We start from the raw sequence: 17,889 nt of genomic DNA, 5'->3' as shown, positions 1-17,889 counted from the left end.
TCAGCGAGCGACAACGGTCGGCGAATAAGGCGCCTGGGTCGTGCGGGCTTCCAGTTGTACGATTTGATTGAGCAATGCCGGTATGTCGAGGATCAGGGCCACCGCGCCACTGCCCAATATGGTCGAGCCGCTGATGCCGCGCAGTGCGCCAAACAACTTGCCCAACGGTTTGATCACGGTCTGAAACTCTCCGTGCAGGTCATCGACGACCAGCCCGGCCTTGTGCTCGGCGTAGCGCACCACCACCACATTCTGGCGTCGGCCGGCGCTGCCTTCTTGGCTGAAGTGGTCACGCAGGTCCACCAGCGGCAGCACCTCGCCACGCAGGTCCAGGTAGCCCTTGTCACGGCTTGACTGGCGCTGGTGTTCGTCCAGTTCGATGCATTCCTGAACCATGTCCAGCGGAATCACGTAGGTGGATGTATCGATGCCGACCAGAAACCCGTTGATGATCGCCAGGGTCAGGGGCAAACGAATGCGCACCACGGTGCCCTGCCCCGGGCGACTGTCCAGATCGACGGTGCCGCGCAGCAGCGTGATGTTGCGCTTGACCACGTCCATGCCGACGCCACGGCCCGACAGATTGGTCACCGCCTCGGCGGTGGAGAAACCCGGCTCGAAGATCAGGTTGTAGATCTCCTGATCGGAGAGCACTGCACCGCTGGCGACCAGTCCGCGCTCTTGAGCCTTCTCCAGGATTCGTTCGCGGTTGAGTCCGTTGCCGTCGTCGGCGATTTCAATGACGATGCTCCCCGAGTCGTGGTAGGCATTCAGGCTCAGATGGCCCTTCCCCGCCTTGCCGGCAGCGCGCCGGGCATCGGCGCTTTCGATGCCGTGGTCCATGGCGTTGCGCAGCAGGTGCATCAACGGGTCGCCGATTTTCTCGACAACAGTCTTGTCCAGTTCGGTTTCGGCACCGCTGATGCTCAGCTCGATGTCCTTGCCCAGCTCCTGACTGATGTCGCGCACCACGCGGCGGAAGCGGTTGAACGTGTCGCCGATGGGAATCATGCGCAGGTGCAGTGCGCCATCGAGGATCTCCTCCACCAGTCCCGATACCGTTGACGTCGCCTCTTGCAGCGGGTCGTTGTGACAGGAACGGGCCAACAGGCTGGCACCGGCGCTCGCTATCACCAGTTCGCCGACCAGGTTGATCAGTTCGTCCAGCTTGTCGGCATTGACGCGCACGTAGTTGCCGTCCCGGGCTTTCGGCTCACTGGCCGCCGGCAGACGCTGCACCGAAGCGGTCAGTGGGCCCTGCTCGGCCTGAGCAACCAGCTCGCTGCCGATGGCCACCGCGCTGTGGGGCGCTTCGTCGATGGCCTCGATGCGCACCTCACAGTCGTCCCGCACAAAGTCGAACACTTCGTTGAGGGTGGCGTGGCTGGCCGTCGAGCGCAGGTCGATCTCGAAACCCAGATAGCAGCTTTCCGGGTCCCAGCTGTCCAGTGCCGGAATAGTGTCGGTGAGGGTCGTGACCTGTGTTATCTGCCCCAGGATTTCCAGGTAGCGCAGGAACGACAGCGGGTCCATCCCATTGCGAAACACGTCCACGCCGAAGCGCAGGGAGATATGCCAGAGCACCTCGGCGGACGTGTCTGCGCCGCCATCAACGCCCTCTTCTTCAGTCTTTTGAGCGCTGGCATCGGGGACAGGGTGCGCCGCCTGATAGCTGCTCAACGCCTCGCGCAACGCCGCTTCACGCTCCAGGGCCGCAGGCTCAAGCGTCTCTCCGCGACTGGCGACAACGTTGATCAGCTCCAGCATATGATCGCCGCACTTGAGCAGCACCGCGATCAGCCGAGAGTCGACTGCCACACTGCCGTCGCGCAGTCGGTCGAGTACGTCCTCGACAATGTGCGTGAAGCTGACCACCGGGTGCAGGCCGAACAGGCCGGCCGAACCCTTGATGGTGTGCGCGGCACGAAAAATCGCACCGATGGCATCCTGGTCGTCAGGTTCGGTTTCCAGTTGCAGCAGGGATTGCTCCATGACCTGCAACAGTTCGTGGGCCTCGACGATGAATGTCTGCAATGCCTGGTCGAGATTGATGCTCACCTGGACCTTCCTTGTCTATCAATGAACGTGCAATGAACGTGGCTGGGGTTGGCGCGGCGGCGGCCTGGCTATGAGGCCGCTTTGCGACACAGCTCAAGGGCCTGCGTGACCGCCAGGCTCTGGCCGATGACACTTAAGGCGGTGCCAGCGTTCTCGGCTTCACGCTGGATGACCGCGAGCAACTGCAGCCCCGCGCCATCCATTTCTGTGACCTGCGAGAGGTCCAGCATCAGGCGCGGCGCGCCGCCCATCTGCGGCAACAGCTCGCCCGCCAGCTCGGCGACGGTGTAGATCGTCAGCTCCCCGTCAATGCTGACGCAGGTGCTGTCGTCGAGTGTTTCGAGGGTGATCGGCATCGCAGCCTCCTCCGCGCAAGGATTCAGGGCAGGATCAGTTTCGACACCGCTGCCAGCATCTGTGCGGGCTGAAACGGCTTCACCACCCACGCTTTTGCGCCCGCCGCCTGCCCCTCGGCCTTCTTCGATTCCTGGGACTCGGTGGTCAGCATGATGATCGGCGTGAACCTGTAGCTCGCCAGTTTCTTGACCTCCTTGACGAAGGTGATGCCGTCCATGTTGGGCATGTTCACGTCGCTGATGATCAGGTGCACTTTCTGCCCGGTGAGCTTGCCCAGCGCATCCTTGCCGTCGCACGCCTCGATCACGTCGTAACCGGCGCTTTTCAAGGCAATGCCTACCACTTGCCGCACGCTGCTGGAGTCGTCGACCACTAATACATTCTTCGCCATGATGAGCTCCTAAAAGAAGGTGATGTCTTGAGAGTTCTGCTGCACGGGCGTCTCGCCACGGTGGGTGCGCCGCTGCTCGTCAGTGGCGTAGGTGGCGTCCATGCGCGCCAGCCATTGGCGGGCATCAAGGGACGTCGCCTGGTCCGGGGTCTCGTTCGCCTGGAGCAGGTGGACATGCAAATCTTCCATGTTGTCCCGCACGTGGCTGAGGATCTGGCTCACACGGTCCTGGAATTGCAGGTCGACCAGCACCTGCGTCATCTCATCGCCAATGCCACGGCTTTCCTGCTTGAGCAGGTCCGCCGATTCGGCCAGGCGCCCGGTGATGTTATGGAAGCGCTCGAGCACGACTTGAATGCTGTTTTCCGACGCGGCCACCGATTGGCTGTCCTGATCGGCGCTGCTCGATGCGGCGTGCACCAACTGCGTGATGCCGTTATTGATGATGTCGACCTTGGCCGACATCTGCTGGCCGGTTTCACTGGATTTGCTCGACAGGCTGCGCACTGCGTCGGCCACCACGGCAAAGCCGCGACCGGCTTCACCGGCACGCGCCGCTTCAATGGCTGCGTTGAGGGCCAGGAGGTTTGTTTGCGCGGCGATAGCCGCTACGTCCGCGGCCATGGTGCGCAGTTCGCCGGTGTACGCCGTGAGGCCGCGCACCTGGGCCAGGGTCTGGTCACGGCTGGTCTGAGCGGCCTTGAGCGAATTGATCACCTGGCTTAAATCGCTTTCGCTGAGGGACAGCACTTCAAGCGCCCCGTCTGCGGTTTGCCCGTCAAGTTCGCCGGCAGCGCGCTGGGACGCCTGAACCGTTTCCTGCAATCGCGCGGCGATCCCGATGAACCGGTTGGTCAGATTCACAATCGCTTCTTCGGTCTGATACCGAGAGCTTTCCACCTGCCGGGCCCAGATCGGCATGGCGCCCAGCAACACCTCATTGAGTTGTACGCCCGAGGTCATGCCGTTGCTCGCCGCGTCCGCCTCTGACTGCTCCGCCTGCGCCAGAGCCGTGGCTCCCAGCACCACGGCACGCTGGGAAGCAGCACTCCAGGCACCTGCGCCAAAGCCGATCAGAACCAGCGCCGCGCACGCGATGAGGTTCGGGAGAGAGGTTGACTGGGCGAGTATCCATGCAACGGCAGGCACGACCGGAATCAAAGCGAACCAGAGAACACGCGGATGAAGAGAAGGGGCAATGCGAATGGATTGACGCTGGGTCATGGGTTCGATCCTTGAACAAACTTGCGTATGTAACTGACATCACGGTTATCTGCCCAGTGCGTCACAACTTGAGTCATCCCCCTCTGCCTTCCGTCCGGTTTATGACCGTCGCGTGACGCTGAAGAGGCCTGCGCTCCTTGTAACCGCCGGCCACGATGACCCGATTGAGAGCAATTCCAACGTGCAAAATCCTAGACTTTTTTGTTGCGGCACGATGCGCAACGTGTCGGAACCCCCTGCTATCGCGTTGGCAGGATGATGGAATCAGGGCTCGGCAAAGATCGACCATCGTAAACATCCTGATTAAGACTTATATAAAGTCTTGAGATTGAAACGCCCTTCCCCGGGCAACTGGCGCGCCCTGCCCTGCAACTTTCCGGCATTGGTGAAGTTTATTCATAAAAGCATTCTGGAGAGCCGTATGGTTCAGGCCAATACCCCGACGTAGAGTGGTGTGACAGCAGGTATCCGATGGGGATTGGACGCGAAAGCAATGAGATCGCTGACCACTTACTCCATCACGGCTGATCAACTTTCTCCGAATAACCCTACTGCATAAGGTGCCCACAGGATGCGCAACAATGGATTCGCCCTCTTCACCCAAGCTCATGTCGGGGGCGCAAGGGGACTGACGCGGGCCTTCGGACTTCTGTTGGGCCTGACAGCGTTGAGCGACAGCAATGCCTCGCCTGCGACCCCCGTGGGCCCTGCCCCCGCGGCCACGTCAGCCACCGCGCAGCTTCCGGAATCCCGTATCTGGATGACGGTTCGCGACACGCGCTTCGCGATCACCCTGGCGGATACACAAGCGGCACGCGCATTTGCCGCCCTGCTCCCACTCTCCATCGACATGCCTGACCTGAACAACAACGAGAAGCACGCCGAACTGCCGACATCGCTGCCGACAAGTACGATTCGGCCCGGCACGATCCACAGCGGCGATCTGATGCTGTACGGGTCACGCACGCTGGTCGCGTTCTACGCTACTTTCTCATCGCCCTATTCGTACACTCGTTTGGGTCGCATCGACAATGCCGCCGAACTGGCCCGCGTCTTCGGCAGGAATGCAGTACGCATCACTTTTTCAAAACAATAACGTCAGACGATTTTGCTCAATCGGCTGCGCTTTTTGACGGCCCACGGGTGGATATCGTTTTTATAATGAAAGCACTCACGTTGCGATTCTTGAGTGACAGCGCCTGCCGTCATGTCGAGCGCCGCGGGCGAAGCGTTGTGCGCGTTAAATATTTAAAGACATTAACCAATTAATGAACGGGCACTCCATGAAATTACTTACTTTTGCGACAGCTTTATTGTCTGCCGCGGCGATAGCCGGCTGCACCACTGGAACACCGCGCGCTGAACCTGGAAAGTCCATCGTCGACATTGAGGCCCATGCAGGAGACGACATGATCGCAAGACGTCTCGACGGAAATCAGGCCAACAGTTTGAATCACTTCATTGTTTCGCCAGGCAGGCATTCGATGGAACTGGGGATTGTGATGATCGGGTATCAGAACAGTCATCGTCGCTGCAACGCGACACTCGATTACGACGGGTTTGCAGCCGATGAACGCTATACATTGGTACAGAGCCGAGCGGATGCAGAGGTCAAGGTGTCGCTGCTGGACAGTCGAGGCGTTGAGGTGGCTCAAGCCGGCAAGGTGCCTTGCCTTTAATCAGCCAATCCAGCCAATCGGTCCGGCAGGCACTAGGAACTGAACCCGTCGAGCGTGGCACCCAGCAAATGTGTGGATGCCACGCTGCCGTTTCAGGGTTCGGGCGCCGGCAATGCGAACGCCACAATCTTGTTGCTCAGCCGCGTTTTGAGCGCCTTCTTGCCCCCTGCCGCAATCACCACGAACTGCCTGCCGCTGCGGGGACCGATATAAGTCACGGGGCTCGCATTGCCTGCGCCCGGCAGCCGCGCCGACCAGAGCTCTTCACCGCTGTGCACATCCAGTGCGCGAATCGTGCGTTCGGCGGTCGCTGCAATGAAGATCAGACCACTGCGGGTGCTGACCGAGCCGCCGGTCATTGGCGTACCCACCGTCACAGGCAGCATCGAGGGAATGCCCAGCGGACCGGTGTCCCTTGCCGTCCCCAGCGGTCTGGACCAGAGCAGTTTGCCGCTGGCCAGGTCCACTGCCGAAATCAGTCCCCACGGCGGCGCATTGCAGGGCGTGCCGAGTGCGGACAGGAAAGTGGTGCCGTACGCGCCGTAAGGCGTGTTGAGCATGGGCCGCTGGGCATCACCGCCCGGGCTCTGGCCGTCCGACAGCCTGAACGTGCGTTCAACCGCCTCCTCCCGGCTGACCAGTTCGACGCGGTCCACCATTCGCAGCCAGTTGACAACCATCACGCCATGGTCGAGGTCCACCGACACACCGCCCCAATTGATCCCTCCGGCCGAACCCGGCGCGATCAGCACGGGCTTGCCCAAGGTAATCGGCGTCAGGTGCCCCTCGTAGCGAGACTGGCGAAACTGAATCCGGCACAGCATCTGGTCCAGCGGGGTGATGCCCCACATGTCACGTTCCTGCAGCGTCGGCTGGCGAAACGCAGGCAGGCCGATCGACGCAGGCTGAGTCGCCGACAACCGCTCGCCCTCTGCTATCCCGCCCTGAGGCACTGCCTGCTCTTGAACGGGCGCAATCGGTGTGCCCGTCTCTCGATCGAGAACGAAGACCTCGCCTCGCTTGGTCGCCTGAATCAGCGCGTGGCGGATGACGCCGTCCACGGGCAAATCCACCAGCGTCGGCTGAGCCGGCACGTCGTAATCCCAGATGTCGTGATGGGTGGTCTGGAAATGCCAGCGCAACCGACCGGTTTCAGCGTCCAGCGCAATGACCGAGCTGGAGACCTGATCGTCACCCGGCCGACGCAAACCGCCAAAGTTGTCGGGGGTTGCATTGCCCATGGGCAGATAGACCAGGCCGAGGGTTTCATCGGCGCTGATCGGTGCCCAGCTGTTCGGTGAGGACGGTGAGTAAACCTCGCCACTGGGCGGAGCACCCTTACGATCAGGCTGCTCGGAGTCGTAGGCCCATGCCAGTTGGCCGGTCTCTGCATCGAAAGCGCGGATGACTCCGGACGGCCCGCCCCAGTACTGACCGTCCGGAATTCCGCCCCCGACGACCACCTTGCCGCGAATGATCTGCGGCGCCGAGCTGACGTAATACAGGCCGTGGGGGTAGGCCTTGATGCCCTCTCTCAGGTCGACGAAACCCTTGTCGCCGAAGTGCTCGCAGAACTCACCAGTGCGCGCATCAAGGGCCACCAGCCCGGGCATCTGATTGGGTGCGATGATCCGTTGAGCGCAGGGTCCTTCGGCATTAGGCACCTGGTAAAAAGCGACGCCTCGGCAGGGTTTGCCGGATGCCGCCGTGCCGCCTGAAATGTCCTGATGCCAGCGCTCTTTGCCGGTTTCCGCATCAAGCGCAGTGACGCGATTCTGATCGTTACACGCATAAAGCGTATCGCCGACCATGATCGGCACCACTTCCAGACCACCTTCCGGTCCCGGCCCCATAGGGCCTGTCTCAGCTTCCCAGGCGACTTGCAATTGCTGAACGTTGTCGGGCGTGATCTGCGTCAGCGGGCTGAACCGTGTGCCGCCCTGATCATTGCCGAAAACGGGCCAATCCTGGCGAGCGGCCGCCTCGGTCATGGCGTTTGCCGGGGGATAGCGGCTCGATACGCCTGCGCGCAGCAGCGGGTCAGGTGCCTCGACCGACTGGCCATGCAGCACAGCGCCCACCGCCACGCTCACCAGTAAAACCGCCAGCGAGCCGAGCCATGCCGATCGGCGCGGAGCTCGAAGCCCCACGGTGCTGGCGACCAGCAGAACGACCAGCAGCACAGGCAGTCCGAGCCGTGGCAGTAACTGCCAACCGTCAAACCCCGCTTCCCAGACACTCCACGCCACCGTCGCGGCCAATAAAACGCCGTAGAGCGGGATGACGCGATGGTCGCGCCGGAACACGCCGATGGCACAGATGACCCAGACGATGCCTGCCACCCCGTACCAGGCAGATCCGCCGTCACTGAGCAACACGGCACCGCCCAAGGCCATGGCGACACCCAAAATGGCCAATAATCCGCCAACGCCCTGTCTGAAGAGACGGGCTGTTCTGTTTTCCATGCGCATGATGTGCCTGTCTGTGATGGTCTGTTGTGCTGCGGTCGGGGCGGGGCTGGGCTTCGAAGCCGGTTTCAGCCGCGCAAGCGAGTGCCATTACCGACGATCATGGCGCCCAGCACCAGCAATGCGGCGGCGCCAATGAATGTCGCGGCAATGGACACGTGGTCCAGCAGCAAGCCACCCAAAGCGCCACCGACCATGATCGACAGCTGGATCGCCGCAACCAGCAAGCCGCCGCCACTTTCCGGGTCATCACTGACGCTTTTGCTGAGCCAGGTCGACCAGGCCACCGGAATCGCGGCGTTCAGCCCGCCCCAGCAAATCATCGCCACGACGACGCCAGGCTTGAGGTGGCCGAACAGCAGCATCAACAGCGTCACCGTTGCCAGCAGCAATGGCAGCCAGCGCAACAGCGCATACATCCGCTCATTCACCAGCGCCGTACCCGCATAGGTGCCGGCAAAACCCGCGACACCGAGCCCCAGCAGGAACAGCGACAGCTGCGGGGTGGTCGCGTGCGTGTAAGTTTCAAGGAACGGCCGAAAGTAGGTGAACGCAGAGAACGCACCGGCGAAGGTCAACATCACCGCCATCATGCCGAACGCCACGTGGCGACGACGCAGCAGCGCGAACAGTTGACGGACCGAGCCCGCCGACTTGGGCGGCATCGACGGAAGGCTGATCCACTGCCACAGCAGGTTGATCAGCACCAGCGGGACCAGCCCCCAGAACACGCCTCTCCAGCCGATGATGCCGCCCAGGTAGCTGCCGATGGGTGCCGCAAATGCCGTGGCGATGGCGTTGCCGGTGAAAATGATGCCGAGGGCCTTGGGCACGGTATCGGAAGGAACGAGCCGCATGACGGTCGCCGTGGACAGTGCCCAGAACCCGCCGATGGCGATCCCCAGCACGGCGCGCGCAATCATCAGGACCAGGAAGCTCGGCGCCTCGGCAATCAGGATCAGCGAGGCCAGCATCAGACTGGTCAAGCCGATCAACACGTACCGACGATCAATGCGCCCGGCGATGACCGACATGAACAGGCTGGTGAAGACGGCAAACAGTCCCGAAATCGAGATCGCCTGGCCGGCCATCCCCTGGGTCGCGCCGAGGTCCGAGGCAATCGGTGTCAGCAGGCTGACCGGCATGAATTCGGATGAGATGAGCATGGCCACACACATGGCCATTGCCCCTACGGCGCTCCACACACCTCGATCAGGCCTGGCTATTTCAGGCTCGGCTCTTTGTAGCTCAGCAGTACGCATTGATGCCCTCGACACGTGTCCGGCCCGTGCAATCGCCTCACGCCAGGGTGATGTGCGACGAGCGCCGGTTTTGATGGATTGAGTGGCGTCACGGTACAGGCGACGTCAGCCCTCGCCTATCGGGGTGCGTGTGATGCGGTGATGAGCATTGCTCATTAATGACGGGAATCGGGAGCACCCTGTTGGACCGGCTTTAGCCGGGAAAGCGTCAGGCGTCCCGGTCTGAGCCGTAGCGGATCACCCCAGCGGGGCAATATCCCGGATCATGTCAATCAGGAGGCGCAGCCCCAGCGGTTGCTGGCGATAGCTGGAATAGTAGATATGGAACCCCGGACTCACACTCGCCCAGTCCTCAAGCACCAACTCAAGGGAACCGCTTTTCACGTAAGGCGCGAGGATCGGTTCAGCGGCGTATATCAGTCCACTGCCCTCGCAGGCCAGTGCAATCGCCATCCGCGTCTCGTCGAGAATCACGCCACCGAAGACCGGGACCGCGAGCTGAACGCCTTCTTTTTCGAACTCCCAGTCGTATATCTTGCCGGTGCCGACCTTGAACTTGAGGCAGCGATGTTGCTTCAGGTCTTCAGGGTGAACGGGAGTGCCCCATTTGCGCAGGTAGTCGGGCGTGCCGGCGACCACCCAGCGCACGTCCGGGGACAGGCGATGCGCGATCATCCCTTCAGGCACCGTTGCGCCAAAGCGCATGCCGGCGTCGAAGCCGCCTTCCACGACGTCGACCATGCTGTTGGAGATCGAAATATCCACTTCGATGTCCGGGTAACGCTCACCGAACAGCGGTAATACCGGCGCCAGCAGCAACAGCGCGGCATCGCTGAACACATTCAGCCTGATCCTCCCCGTCGGCTCGTCCCGATAGCGGTTGAGCACGTCCATCGCCTGGTCGATGCGGTCGATGGGTTCACGAATCGACGCCAGCAGCTCCTGACCGGCATCGGTCAAGGTGACATTGCGGGTGGTCCGGTTCAACAAGCGCACGCCAAGCCTGGCTTCCAGCGCCTTGATCGCATGACTGAGGGCCGACGGGCTGATGCCGACCTCCAATCCCGCACGGCTGAAACTCAAATGTCGGGCGACGGCCAGGAAGTACATGAAATCGGCGAGGTTGGCACGGGTGAGCTGCATCATTTACCTACGCAAGGGCGTCTCGAACGGCAAGGGACGGGTTGATCCCGAACACGCGGATTGGACGGAGTATATCCGGGTTCGCCGCATTCCTTGGATGAGCGCAGGTCATAAGTGAGCTGAGCATCGCTCAGCAGTCAACGCGTGTCGGGCGAGGATCATCGGGAGGCCTCGTACTGGGCATCGGAAACGGGCTCCATCCATTCCACATTCTTGCCATCGAGGAATTCCTGGATCGCCATGTGGGTCATACCTGTCTGTGCCGTGGCGCCGTGCCAATGCTTGACGCCCGGCGGCGTCCAGATGACGTCCCCCGGACGAATCACCTGTTTCTCCCCGCCTTGCTGCTGCACCCAGCCCGTGCCTGCGGTCACCACCAGCGTTTGCCCCAACGGGTGCGTGTGCCAGGCGGAACGCGCGCCGGGCCCGAACGTGACATAGGCCGCCGAGACCCGGGACGGCTCATTCGCGGAGACCAATGGATCGATGCGCACCGTGCCGACAAACATCGCCGGGCTCCCGAGAATCGAAGCTTGCGAGCCGTTCGGGACCAGGGTCATGGCGGGCGTGCTGCCGTCCGCCTGAGCGTTGGCGACCATCAGCATCATCACCAGTGTCGAGAGTGCTGCAACTGCGTTCATGGGCGAGCTCCTGGGTGAAAGAGGTTTGGCCTTCAACCTAATTCACGCGTTACCGATGTACTACAGGGCCCTGTGACAAACAGCAGTGAGCGATGCTCATGAATCCCTGTTCGGAAATGGAACCAGGAATGACACTGACCGCCTCCGCCCTCATCAATCTGGCCTTACGCAACCAGGCTCGTGTGCAGCGGTGGGTCGCAGCCCGGTTCGGCACTGAATACCCGCCGCTATGCGCATGAATCAGAACCCATTGAGAGAGTAAGCAGCCCCTGCCTCTATCGTCGCGAGAAACCTGCGGGTCTGTCGGTTTGAGCGCAGTCGGACTACCCGGCACCCCGGTGGAGCTGTGGCGACGAGTTGCTGCATCTTTTCCCGCGACACCTTGCGGGTCGTCCACATGAACCGGAATAACTCCCCAAGTTTGTCAAGCTGCTCCGGGCAATCCGCGGGAAGGTCTGGCCGAGTCCGTCCCCGGTGCCTCACAGCGCGGACCAGCACGCGCCAGAATCGCAGCACCGTTGAGCGATCAATCCATACCAGTAGATCCGCCCGGCCAACGCGGTGGGCCCACGTGGTCGAGTGTCCCCCTTCAAAAATCCACTGATCGCGAGCTTCAACCTCAAGACACAGGCGAGTCTTCTCGGCCGCGCTTCGCTCGACCCACCGAGGTTGCCAATGGATGGTGTCGATGTGAACGACGGGAATCCCGGTCAGCTGGCCCAATCTCCGGGCCAACGTGCTTTTGCCAGACCCCGGCTGCCCCACAATCATGATGCGCTGCATGCGAGCCCCCTTTCTCGGCGTAAAAACTGGCTGAAGTTTAAAGATTTCTGAAGGGATCTGACGTGCTTAATGCTCTGGATCCGTCGAAGAACTGGCTGCAGGTTTAAACACATAACACCCTTTTAAAAAACATGACGTCAATTTACCGACTGCCAAACGACGCGCTAATCCACAAAAAGTCCAAAAGCGTCATATTCCCGACGAAATGCATTGAACCGCCATTGCCTTCTGCCATTACCACCCCTCAAAATCGCTTCACACCCGCTGTCCCGCGCCGTGATTGCCTGAAAGGAATGTGAGCAATGAAGAGCATTTTTGTGGTTGTAATGAGTATGTGTTCCGGTGCGGAAGGATGTCTGGACGAGAACCAGCCGACGGCGTATTCGACCCGCGCAGAATGCATGGAGAGCGTCGCGCTGATGCCGACGAGGAAAGGCATCAAATACCACTGTTCATCGGTGCCTCAGGTGCTGATCACGCAACAGCGTCGCACCACCAAAAACCACCTCGTCACCAACTCCGCCGAAGCGTCTGTCAGCCCTTGAGCGGCAACGCCGGGTCGGAGGCAAGCCCCGGCCCGGCGCAGTTCATTCCTGCAGCAGCTGACTCAGCCCGCCGCAACCACGGTGATTTCCACCAGCAAATCCGGCGCTGCCAGACGTGATTCCACGGTGGCCCGTGCGGGTGCGTGCCCTTCCGGTGCCCAAGCGTCCCAGACTTCATTCATGCCAGCGAAATTCGCCGCGATGTCCGAGAGCCAGACCTGGGCGGTGAGAATCCGCGTCTTGTCCAGGCCGGCCTTGGCCAGATAGTTGTCGATCTTCTCCAGCACTTGCGCGGTCTGCCCTTTGATGTCGAGGGAGCGGTCCGTTGCGGTCTGGCCGCCGAGGAAGGTAAAGCCATTGCACTGCACGACACGGCTCATGCGTTGGTTGGTTTCGATACGATTGATTTCCAGCATGTGAACTCCTGATGTGTTGGGAGGGTGTGAGGCATTAACGGGCAACTAAAGGTAAGTGTGTCGGGATGTGGGAGCCGCCTGAACGCGGCTCATCGAGCCTTGCGGTATCAAAACGTCCTATGTCGAACGCCTCCAGCGAAATGTCCGAGTGCTCGCCGAGGATCTGCTGGGCCAGGCGCTTGCCGGTACCGGGGCCCATCTGGAAACCACTGCCGCAGAATCCGAACGAGTAACTGAGGTTACTGGCCTTGCGGCTCGCACCAATCACCGGCAAGTCGTCAGCGGTAAAGGCTTCAACACCGGCCCAGACCCGATTGACGCCCAGGTGTTTGAGGTGGGGAAACAGGTCGGTGACGGTCCTCGCGCTGATGCCCAGGCGCGCCAGATCCACTTCACCATGGCGCGCCGGGAAATCCACGCTGCCAATCAGCTTGCCGCCAATCACCACCGTGCCGTTGGAGAATTGCTTGAACGACAGCGAGCGGCCAGTCGCCCCCAGCACTGGCGCGCAAAACGGCGCGACGCGGTGGGTCACCATCAGCATCAGGCCTTCGGGGTGGGCCGGCACCGACTCGCCGATCTGTTCTGCCAGCTCCCGCGCCCAGGCGCCGGCGGTAATCACCAGATGCCCCGCGCTGTACACCCCAGCGGGCGTGGTGACCTGCCACTCACTGCCGCGTTGCTCGATGCGCTGGGCCGGCGTCGTTTCAAGCACTTTCACGCCGAGCTTCCCTGCGGCCAGCCGAAAGCTCGTCACGGTTCTGTAGGGAATGGCATAGCCGTCATCCTTGACCCAGATGCCGCCCACCACATGCCGGGCAACCGTAGGAATGATTTCAAATACCTGTTGAGCGTCGATCAGCACTTCGTGGGTGAAACCCAGGCGCTGCAAGTGCTCGACGCGCTGGCGGCACTCGTCGAGTTCTGCAGCGGTTTCCGCAAGCTTGAGCTGGCCGCTGGGCACGAAACCGCCGTCGTCGTCCAGCGTCTGGACAAGGTCGTGCCAGAGTTCGCGGGACGACAGCGCCAGCGGGATTTCCGCCTCGTGACGGCCCAGGGTTCGAACCCCGCCCGCATTGACCCCAGAGGCATGCCGACCGCAGTAATCAGCCTCCAGCACCGTGACCTCAACGCCACGCTGGGCCAGATGCAGTGCGGTGCTCAGGCCATGGATGCCGCCGCCTATCACCAGCACGTCGCTGTGCCTTGCCCGCGCCTCACTCACCGGCCAGTTCCCCCAGGGTGATGGGCTTGATCGGCGGACGAATGCGGTAGTAACCCACTTCCGCCGCCGACACGCCGCGAGCCTTGGCGATCACCTCCGTCACCGTCAGTCCGCACATCCTGCCCTGACAGGGCCCCATGCCACAGCGCCCAAACGATTTGGCCTGGTTGGGGCCGGCGCAGCCCAGGGCGACGAACTTGCGCAGGTCCCCCGCCGTGACTTCCTCGCACCGGCAGACGATGACCTCATCGGCGGGGATGCGGTTGGCTTCCTTCGGCTGGTACAGCGCATCGAGAAACGGCCGGATGCGCAGGTTCAACGCCAGCTTCTCACGCAATGCATCGGCTCGCTGATCACGCTGACCTGCATCCAGCGTGCCCAGCCGTTGGGCAATGCCCAGCGCCGCCAACTCGCCCTGCACGGCCGCGGCCTGAGCCCCGCCAATGCCGGCGCCGTCACCGGCGACGAACATCCCCGGCACGTCCAGCTCACCCCAGGGATCGATCACAGGGCTGAAGCACAGTTGGTCCACATCCCAATGATGCCGTGCGCGCAACGACTGACTGAATTGAATGTTCGGCACTACGCCTTGATGCAGCAGTATGCAGCGCGCGGCGATACGCTGAGCCTGGCCGCCGACGGTGAAGGTCAACGCAGCGGCGGCTTCGTCACCCTCGATCGCCAGTTGCTCGGCGCCGGTGTGGTGCGGGATGCGCGCGCTGCGCAGGCTGCGCATCAATTCCAGCCCCTTGCGCAAATACGGCCAGGCGCGCAGCGCCGCGAACAGATGACGCCGCGCCCGCCAGTAATCTTCCGGCCGCGTGGTGTCGACCAAGGCCTTGATCGGCACGCCCGCGCGCAGGTATTGCCAGCCCAGCAGGTACAACAGCGGGCCGCACCCGGCCAGTACCACCGGCTCGGTCGGGGCGAGCCCTGCGCTTTTCAGCAGAATCTGCGCGGCGCCTGCGCTCATCACGCCGGGCAAGGTCCAGCCCGGAATCGGAAACGGTCGTTCCATCGCCCCGGTCGCAAGCAACACCGCCTTGGCCTGCAGCGTGCGCAGACGCCCGTCATGCAGGTAGCTGACCTGATGGTCCCGGGTCACCTGCCAGACCGCCGCGCCCTTTTCATAGCGCACCGATGACGACGCCAGGGCCTGAGCCAGCACGTTGCCGTGGGCGTAATCCGCGCCGAGGAGATCCCTCCGCGACAGCGGCGCGAGGGTGATGCCCCGATAAATCTGTCCGCCCGGGCTGCCCTGCTCGTCCAGCAACACCACCTGCAACCCGAGCCCGGCCAGGGCCACGGCGCCTGCCATGCCGGCGGCACCTGCGCCCACGACGACCACGTCCACCGCTTCCGCGACGCTGCCAAAAAGACCATTCATGGCTGCACCTCGACGGTCTGCACACTGGCGGTTTGCTCATTGCCGGTTTGCACGTTGCCGCCCTGAAAAATCAGGTCCCGTGCGCCTTCTTGGGAGTGGATGCGCATGCCCTGCGCCACTTCGATCAGGCAGCTCTGGCGATTGGGCACGCCGTCGATGTCCACCAGGCACTCGAAGCACACGCCCATCATGCAATACGGCGCCCGGGGCGATTCGCTCACCGGCGTCGCGCGGAAACGGTTGATGCCCGACATGAGCAGTGCCGCCGCGACGCTGATGCCCGCCGGCACCTCAAAGGCTTGATCGTTGAAGCTGAGGCTGACAGTCCGCGTCGACCTGACCTCATTCATGACCGGTTGGAACTGCGGATCAGTGCGCATGGGAAAACACCTTGTCAGTCAGGAAACGCTCACCGGCGAACGCGCCGAGCTCGTCAGGCATGGCGCCACCCATCACCCACGGCGCGATGCGCAGGGCGTGGGCAGCGGCCAGGGTCACGCCACTGTGGCAGGTCACCACGAAGGCGCCCGGGTGGCTGGCCGATTGCTGATAAATGGGGAAGCCGTCGGGGCTCAGGACGCGCAGCGCCGCCCAGGCACGGATAAGCCGCACCTCCCGCAACAGCGGAAACGTCGCGACCCCACGCCGGGCGATGGCTTCGAGCACCTGGGTGGAGGTGCTGTCGTCGTAACCCACCTCCTCCATGGAATCGCCCAGCTGAACGGTGCCTTCGTCGGTTTGCCGGACATGGACCGTCGGGTGGTCGAGAAACGGCCGGACCCGCTCGCTCACCAGGACCTGGCCACGATTGGGCGCCACCGGCGCGTGCAGGCCGACTTGCCGGGCCAGCCCTGGATTGCCCAGTCCGGCAGCGAGCACCACTCTTGGCGCGATGAAGCGTTGATGGCCGGCGGTGACGCAGAACTCACCGGTGGCGCCGTCGATGTCATCCACCTGAATGCCGCCGTAAAACCGCGCCCCTTTGGCCTGGGCCGAGGTGTGCAGCGCGCGCAACAGCTTCAATGGATTGACGTGGCCGTCCAGGGGGGTGTAGCTGGCGCCCACCACAGTCGGGCCGATCAACGGCAGGCGCGCTTTGAGTTCAGCGGCGTCGAGCATCTGGAACGGGTAATCGCCAAGGGCGTCCTGCAGGGTTTGCAGACGCGATTGCCGCTCGATCAACTCCTCGTCGTTGAAGCACATATGGAAGCCACCGGGCTGGTGGAGCTGCACGTCCACGCCGCTGTCGGCCATCAGCGCCCGAGCGAAGTCAGGCCAGCGGGTCGCCGACGACTGCGTCCAGCGCGAATAGTCCGGCAAGTCGTGGCCCTTGCCCTGGACCCAGACCAGCCCGAAATTGCCCCGTGAAGCACGAAACGCATCGTCGCCCTGGTCCAGCACCACGGTGTCGGCGCCGCTGCGGGCCAGGCCGTAAGCGACTGCCGTGCCCACCAGCCCGCCGCCGATGACGATCACGTCCGATTGAATGTCCCTCTGTGTGCCCTGGCTCATTTGCCTTCTCCGATCAACACCCGGTCCAATCCGACCATTCGGTCCAATATCAGCATCAGCAGCAACGTGCCGACGATCAACACCGTTGAAACCGCGGTAATAAGAGGGTCAATGGTCTGGGAAATCTGGTTGTACATCGCCACCGGTAGCGTGGTGGTACCGGGGGTTGCGACGAACACGGTCATGGTCAGTTCGTCGAAGCTCTGGATGAATGCGAGCATCCAGCCGCCGACCACCCCGGTGCGAATCCGCGGCAGCACCACCCGGTAGAACGCGGTCCAGCGACTGGCGCCCAGGGACAGCGCGGCTTGCTCGATGTCGCGCTCAAGACCGATGGTGGAGGCCAGCGTCAGGCGCAGCGCATAGGGCAGCACGACAATCACATGGGTCAGGGTCAGTGCCCAGAACGAGCCGCCGATCTGCGCCAGGGAAAAGAAGCGCAGGAACGCGATGCCCAGCACCACTGACGGAATCATCAGCGGCGACAGCAGAAACCCGGTCACCGCGCCCCGGCCGGGAAAGTCATAACGGCTGATGGCCAGTGCCGCCGGAATCGCCAGCAACGCGGCAATGGTCGCCGAGGCCAGGCCGAGTTTGATCGACAAGGCGAAGGCGTCGAGCATTTCCTGGTTGTCCGTCAGCGCCCGAAACCAGCGCAGTGACAGGCCGTCAGTGGGCAGCGACAGGTAGCCCTTGCTGGTGAACGCCATGGCCATCACCACCACCAGCGGCGCGACGATGAAGGTGACGAACAGGGCATGGAACAGCAGCGAGAAAAATCCGTTCTTGTGCATGGTC

Annotated in this window: 18 protein-coding genes; 3 read left to right on the top strand and 15 right to left on the bottom strand. The window is 62.5% G+C overall.

The annotated features are described in order from the left end of the window. The 4 genes from AC3ISG_RS12355 to AC3ISG_RS12340 all read right to left on the bottom strand — a co-directional run bounded on the left by AC3ISG_RS12355 (position 1) and on the right by AC3ISG_RS12340 (position 3,727). Entirely contained in the window at positions 1-2,058 is a 2,058-nt protein-coding gene (locus AC3ISG_RS12355; RefSeq protein WP_489299427.1) for a chemotaxis protein CheA, read from the bottom strand. Between the two features lie 68 nt (positions 2,059-2,126). Continuing rightward, entirely contained in the window at positions 2,127-2,414 is a 288-nt protein-coding gene (locus tag AC3ISG_RS12350) for an STAS domain-containing protein (RefSeq protein ID WP_122625001.1), read from the bottom strand. A 23-nt stretch (positions 2,415-2,437) separates the two neighbouring features. Next, a complete protein-coding gene (locus AC3ISG_RS12345) occupies positions 2,438-2,806 on the bottom strand; it encodes a response regulator (RefSeq protein WP_122537040.1) in 369 nt (122 codons plus the stop codon). 9 nt (positions 2,807-2,815) lie between these two features. Next, complete coding sequence (locus AC3ISG_RS12340) at positions 2,816-3,727, bottom strand: methyl-accepting chemotaxis protein (RefSeq protein ID WP_489299517.1); 912 nt, start codon at positions 3,725-3,727, stop codon at positions 2,816-2,818. 874 nt (positions 3,728-4,601) lie between these two features. Here AC3ISG_RS12340 and AC3ISG_RS12335 point away from each other — a divergent pair. Both AC3ISG_RS12335 and AC3ISG_RS12330 read left to right on the top strand, forming a co-directional pair. Then, entirely contained in the window at positions 4,602-5,126 is a 525-nt protein-coding gene (locus tag AC3ISG_RS12335; protein ID WP_489299426.1) for a cyclophilin-like fold protein, read from the top strand. 187 nt (positions 5,127-5,313) lie between these two features. Then, a complete protein-coding gene (locus AC3ISG_RS12330; protein ID WP_489299425.1) occupies positions 5,314-5,709 on the top strand; it encodes a PA0061/PA0062 family lipoprotein in 396 nt (131 codons plus the stop codon). A gap of 92 nt (positions 5,710-5,801) precedes the next feature. On the opposite strand, the gene AC3ISG_RS12325 is transcribed toward AC3ISG_RS12330, so the two are convergent. From AC3ISG_RS12325 to AC3ISG_RS12305, 5 genes are all read right to left on the bottom strand, one after another. Next, a complete protein-coding gene (locus AC3ISG_RS12325; protein ID WP_489299424.1) occupies positions 5,802-8,174 on the bottom strand; it encodes a pyrroloquinoline quinone-dependent dehydrogenase in 2,373 nt (790 codons plus the stop codon). A gap of 71 nt (positions 8,175-8,245) precedes the next feature. Then, positions 8,246-9,355, bottom strand: a complete 1,110-nt coding sequence (locus AC3ISG_RS12320) for an MFS transporter (RefSeq protein ID WP_489299423.1) — start codon at positions 9,353-9,355, stop codon at positions 8,246-8,248. Positions 9,356-9,676: 321 nt separating this feature from the next. Beyond that, entirely contained in the window at positions 9,677-10,582 is a 906-nt protein-coding gene (locus tag AC3ISG_RS12315) for a LysR family transcriptional regulator (RefSeq protein WP_489299516.1), read from the bottom strand. Between the two features lie 158 nt (positions 10,583-10,740). Beyond that, positions 10,741-11,223, bottom strand: a complete 483-nt coding sequence (locus AC3ISG_RS12310) for a (R)-mandelonitrile lyase (protein WP_272631773.1) — start codon at positions 11,221-11,223, stop codon at positions 10,741-10,743. A gap of 240 nt (positions 11,224-11,463) precedes the next feature. Next, positions 11,464-12,006, bottom strand: coding sequence for a P-loop NTPase family protein (locus AC3ISG_RS12305; protein WP_489299422.1), 543 nt, complete (start codon positions 12,004-12,006; stop codon positions 11,464-11,466). A gap of 302 nt (positions 12,007-12,308) precedes the next feature. Here AC3ISG_RS12305 and AC3ISG_RS12300 point away from each other — a divergent pair, with 302 nt between their 5' ends. Further along, on the top strand, positions 12,309-12,551 hold the full coding sequence (locus tag AC3ISG_RS12300) for a hypothetical protein (protein WP_122537034.1): 243 nt from the start codon (positions 12,309-12,311) through the stop codon (positions 12,549-12,551). A gap of 62 nt (positions 12,552-12,613) precedes the next feature. Here AC3ISG_RS12300 and AC3ISG_RS12295 read toward each other — a convergent pair whose 3' ends face one another. Genes AC3ISG_RS12295 through AC3ISG_RS12270 form a run of 6 tightly spaced genes read right to left on the bottom strand, consistent with a single transcriptional unit; the run spans position 12,614 to position 17,885 of the window. Beyond that, on the bottom strand, positions 12,614-12,964 hold the full coding sequence (locus AC3ISG_RS12295) for a RidA family protein (RefSeq protein WP_420793043.1): 351 nt from the start codon (positions 12,962-12,964) through the stop codon (positions 12,614-12,616). A gap of 37 nt (positions 12,965-13,001) precedes the next feature. Next, the gene (locus AC3ISG_RS12290; protein ID WP_489299421.1) at positions 13,002-14,162 is read right to left on the bottom strand and encodes an NAD(P)/FAD-dependent oxidoreductase; all 1,161 of its coding nucleotides are present in this window, start codon (positions 14,160-14,162) and stop codon (positions 13,002-13,004) included. Between the two features lie 22 nt (positions 14,163-14,184). Beyond that, positions 14,185-15,579, bottom strand: a complete 1,395-nt coding sequence (locus AC3ISG_RS12285) for an FAD/NAD(P)-dependent oxidoreductase (RefSeq protein WP_489299420.1) — start codon at positions 15,577-15,579, stop codon at positions 14,185-14,187. Beyond that, positions 15,576-15,959: a (2Fe-2S)-binding protein gene (locus tag AC3ISG_RS12280; protein WP_489299419.1), complete on the bottom strand. Its 384-nt coding sequence runs from the start codon at positions 15,957-15,959 to the stop codon at positions 15,576-15,578. Before AC3ISG_RS12280 ends, AC3ISG_RS12285 begins: the two co-directional genes overlap by 4 nt. Next, positions 15,949-17,091 (bottom strand): NAD(P)/FAD-dependent oxidoreductase, encoded by a 1,143-nt coding sequence (locus tag AC3ISG_RS12275; RefSeq protein WP_489299418.1) that lies wholly within the window; start codon positions 17,089-17,091, stop codon positions 15,949-15,951. Before AC3ISG_RS12275 ends, AC3ISG_RS12280 begins: the two co-directional genes overlap by 11 nt. Continuing rightward, positions 17,088-17,885, bottom strand: coding sequence for an ABC transporter permease (locus tag AC3ISG_RS12270; RefSeq protein ID WP_489299417.1), 798 nt, complete (start codon positions 17,883-17,885; stop codon positions 17,088-17,090). Before AC3ISG_RS12270 ends, AC3ISG_RS12275 begins: the two co-directional genes overlap by 4 nt. Between the last annotated feature and the right edge of the window lie 4 nt (positions 17,886-17,889).

This window comes from Pseudomonas sp. GL_135, assembly GCF_057834665.1.
The sequence above is the reverse complement of the archived record's forward strand: the minus strand, read 5'-3'. Positions and strand labels throughout refer to the sequence as shown.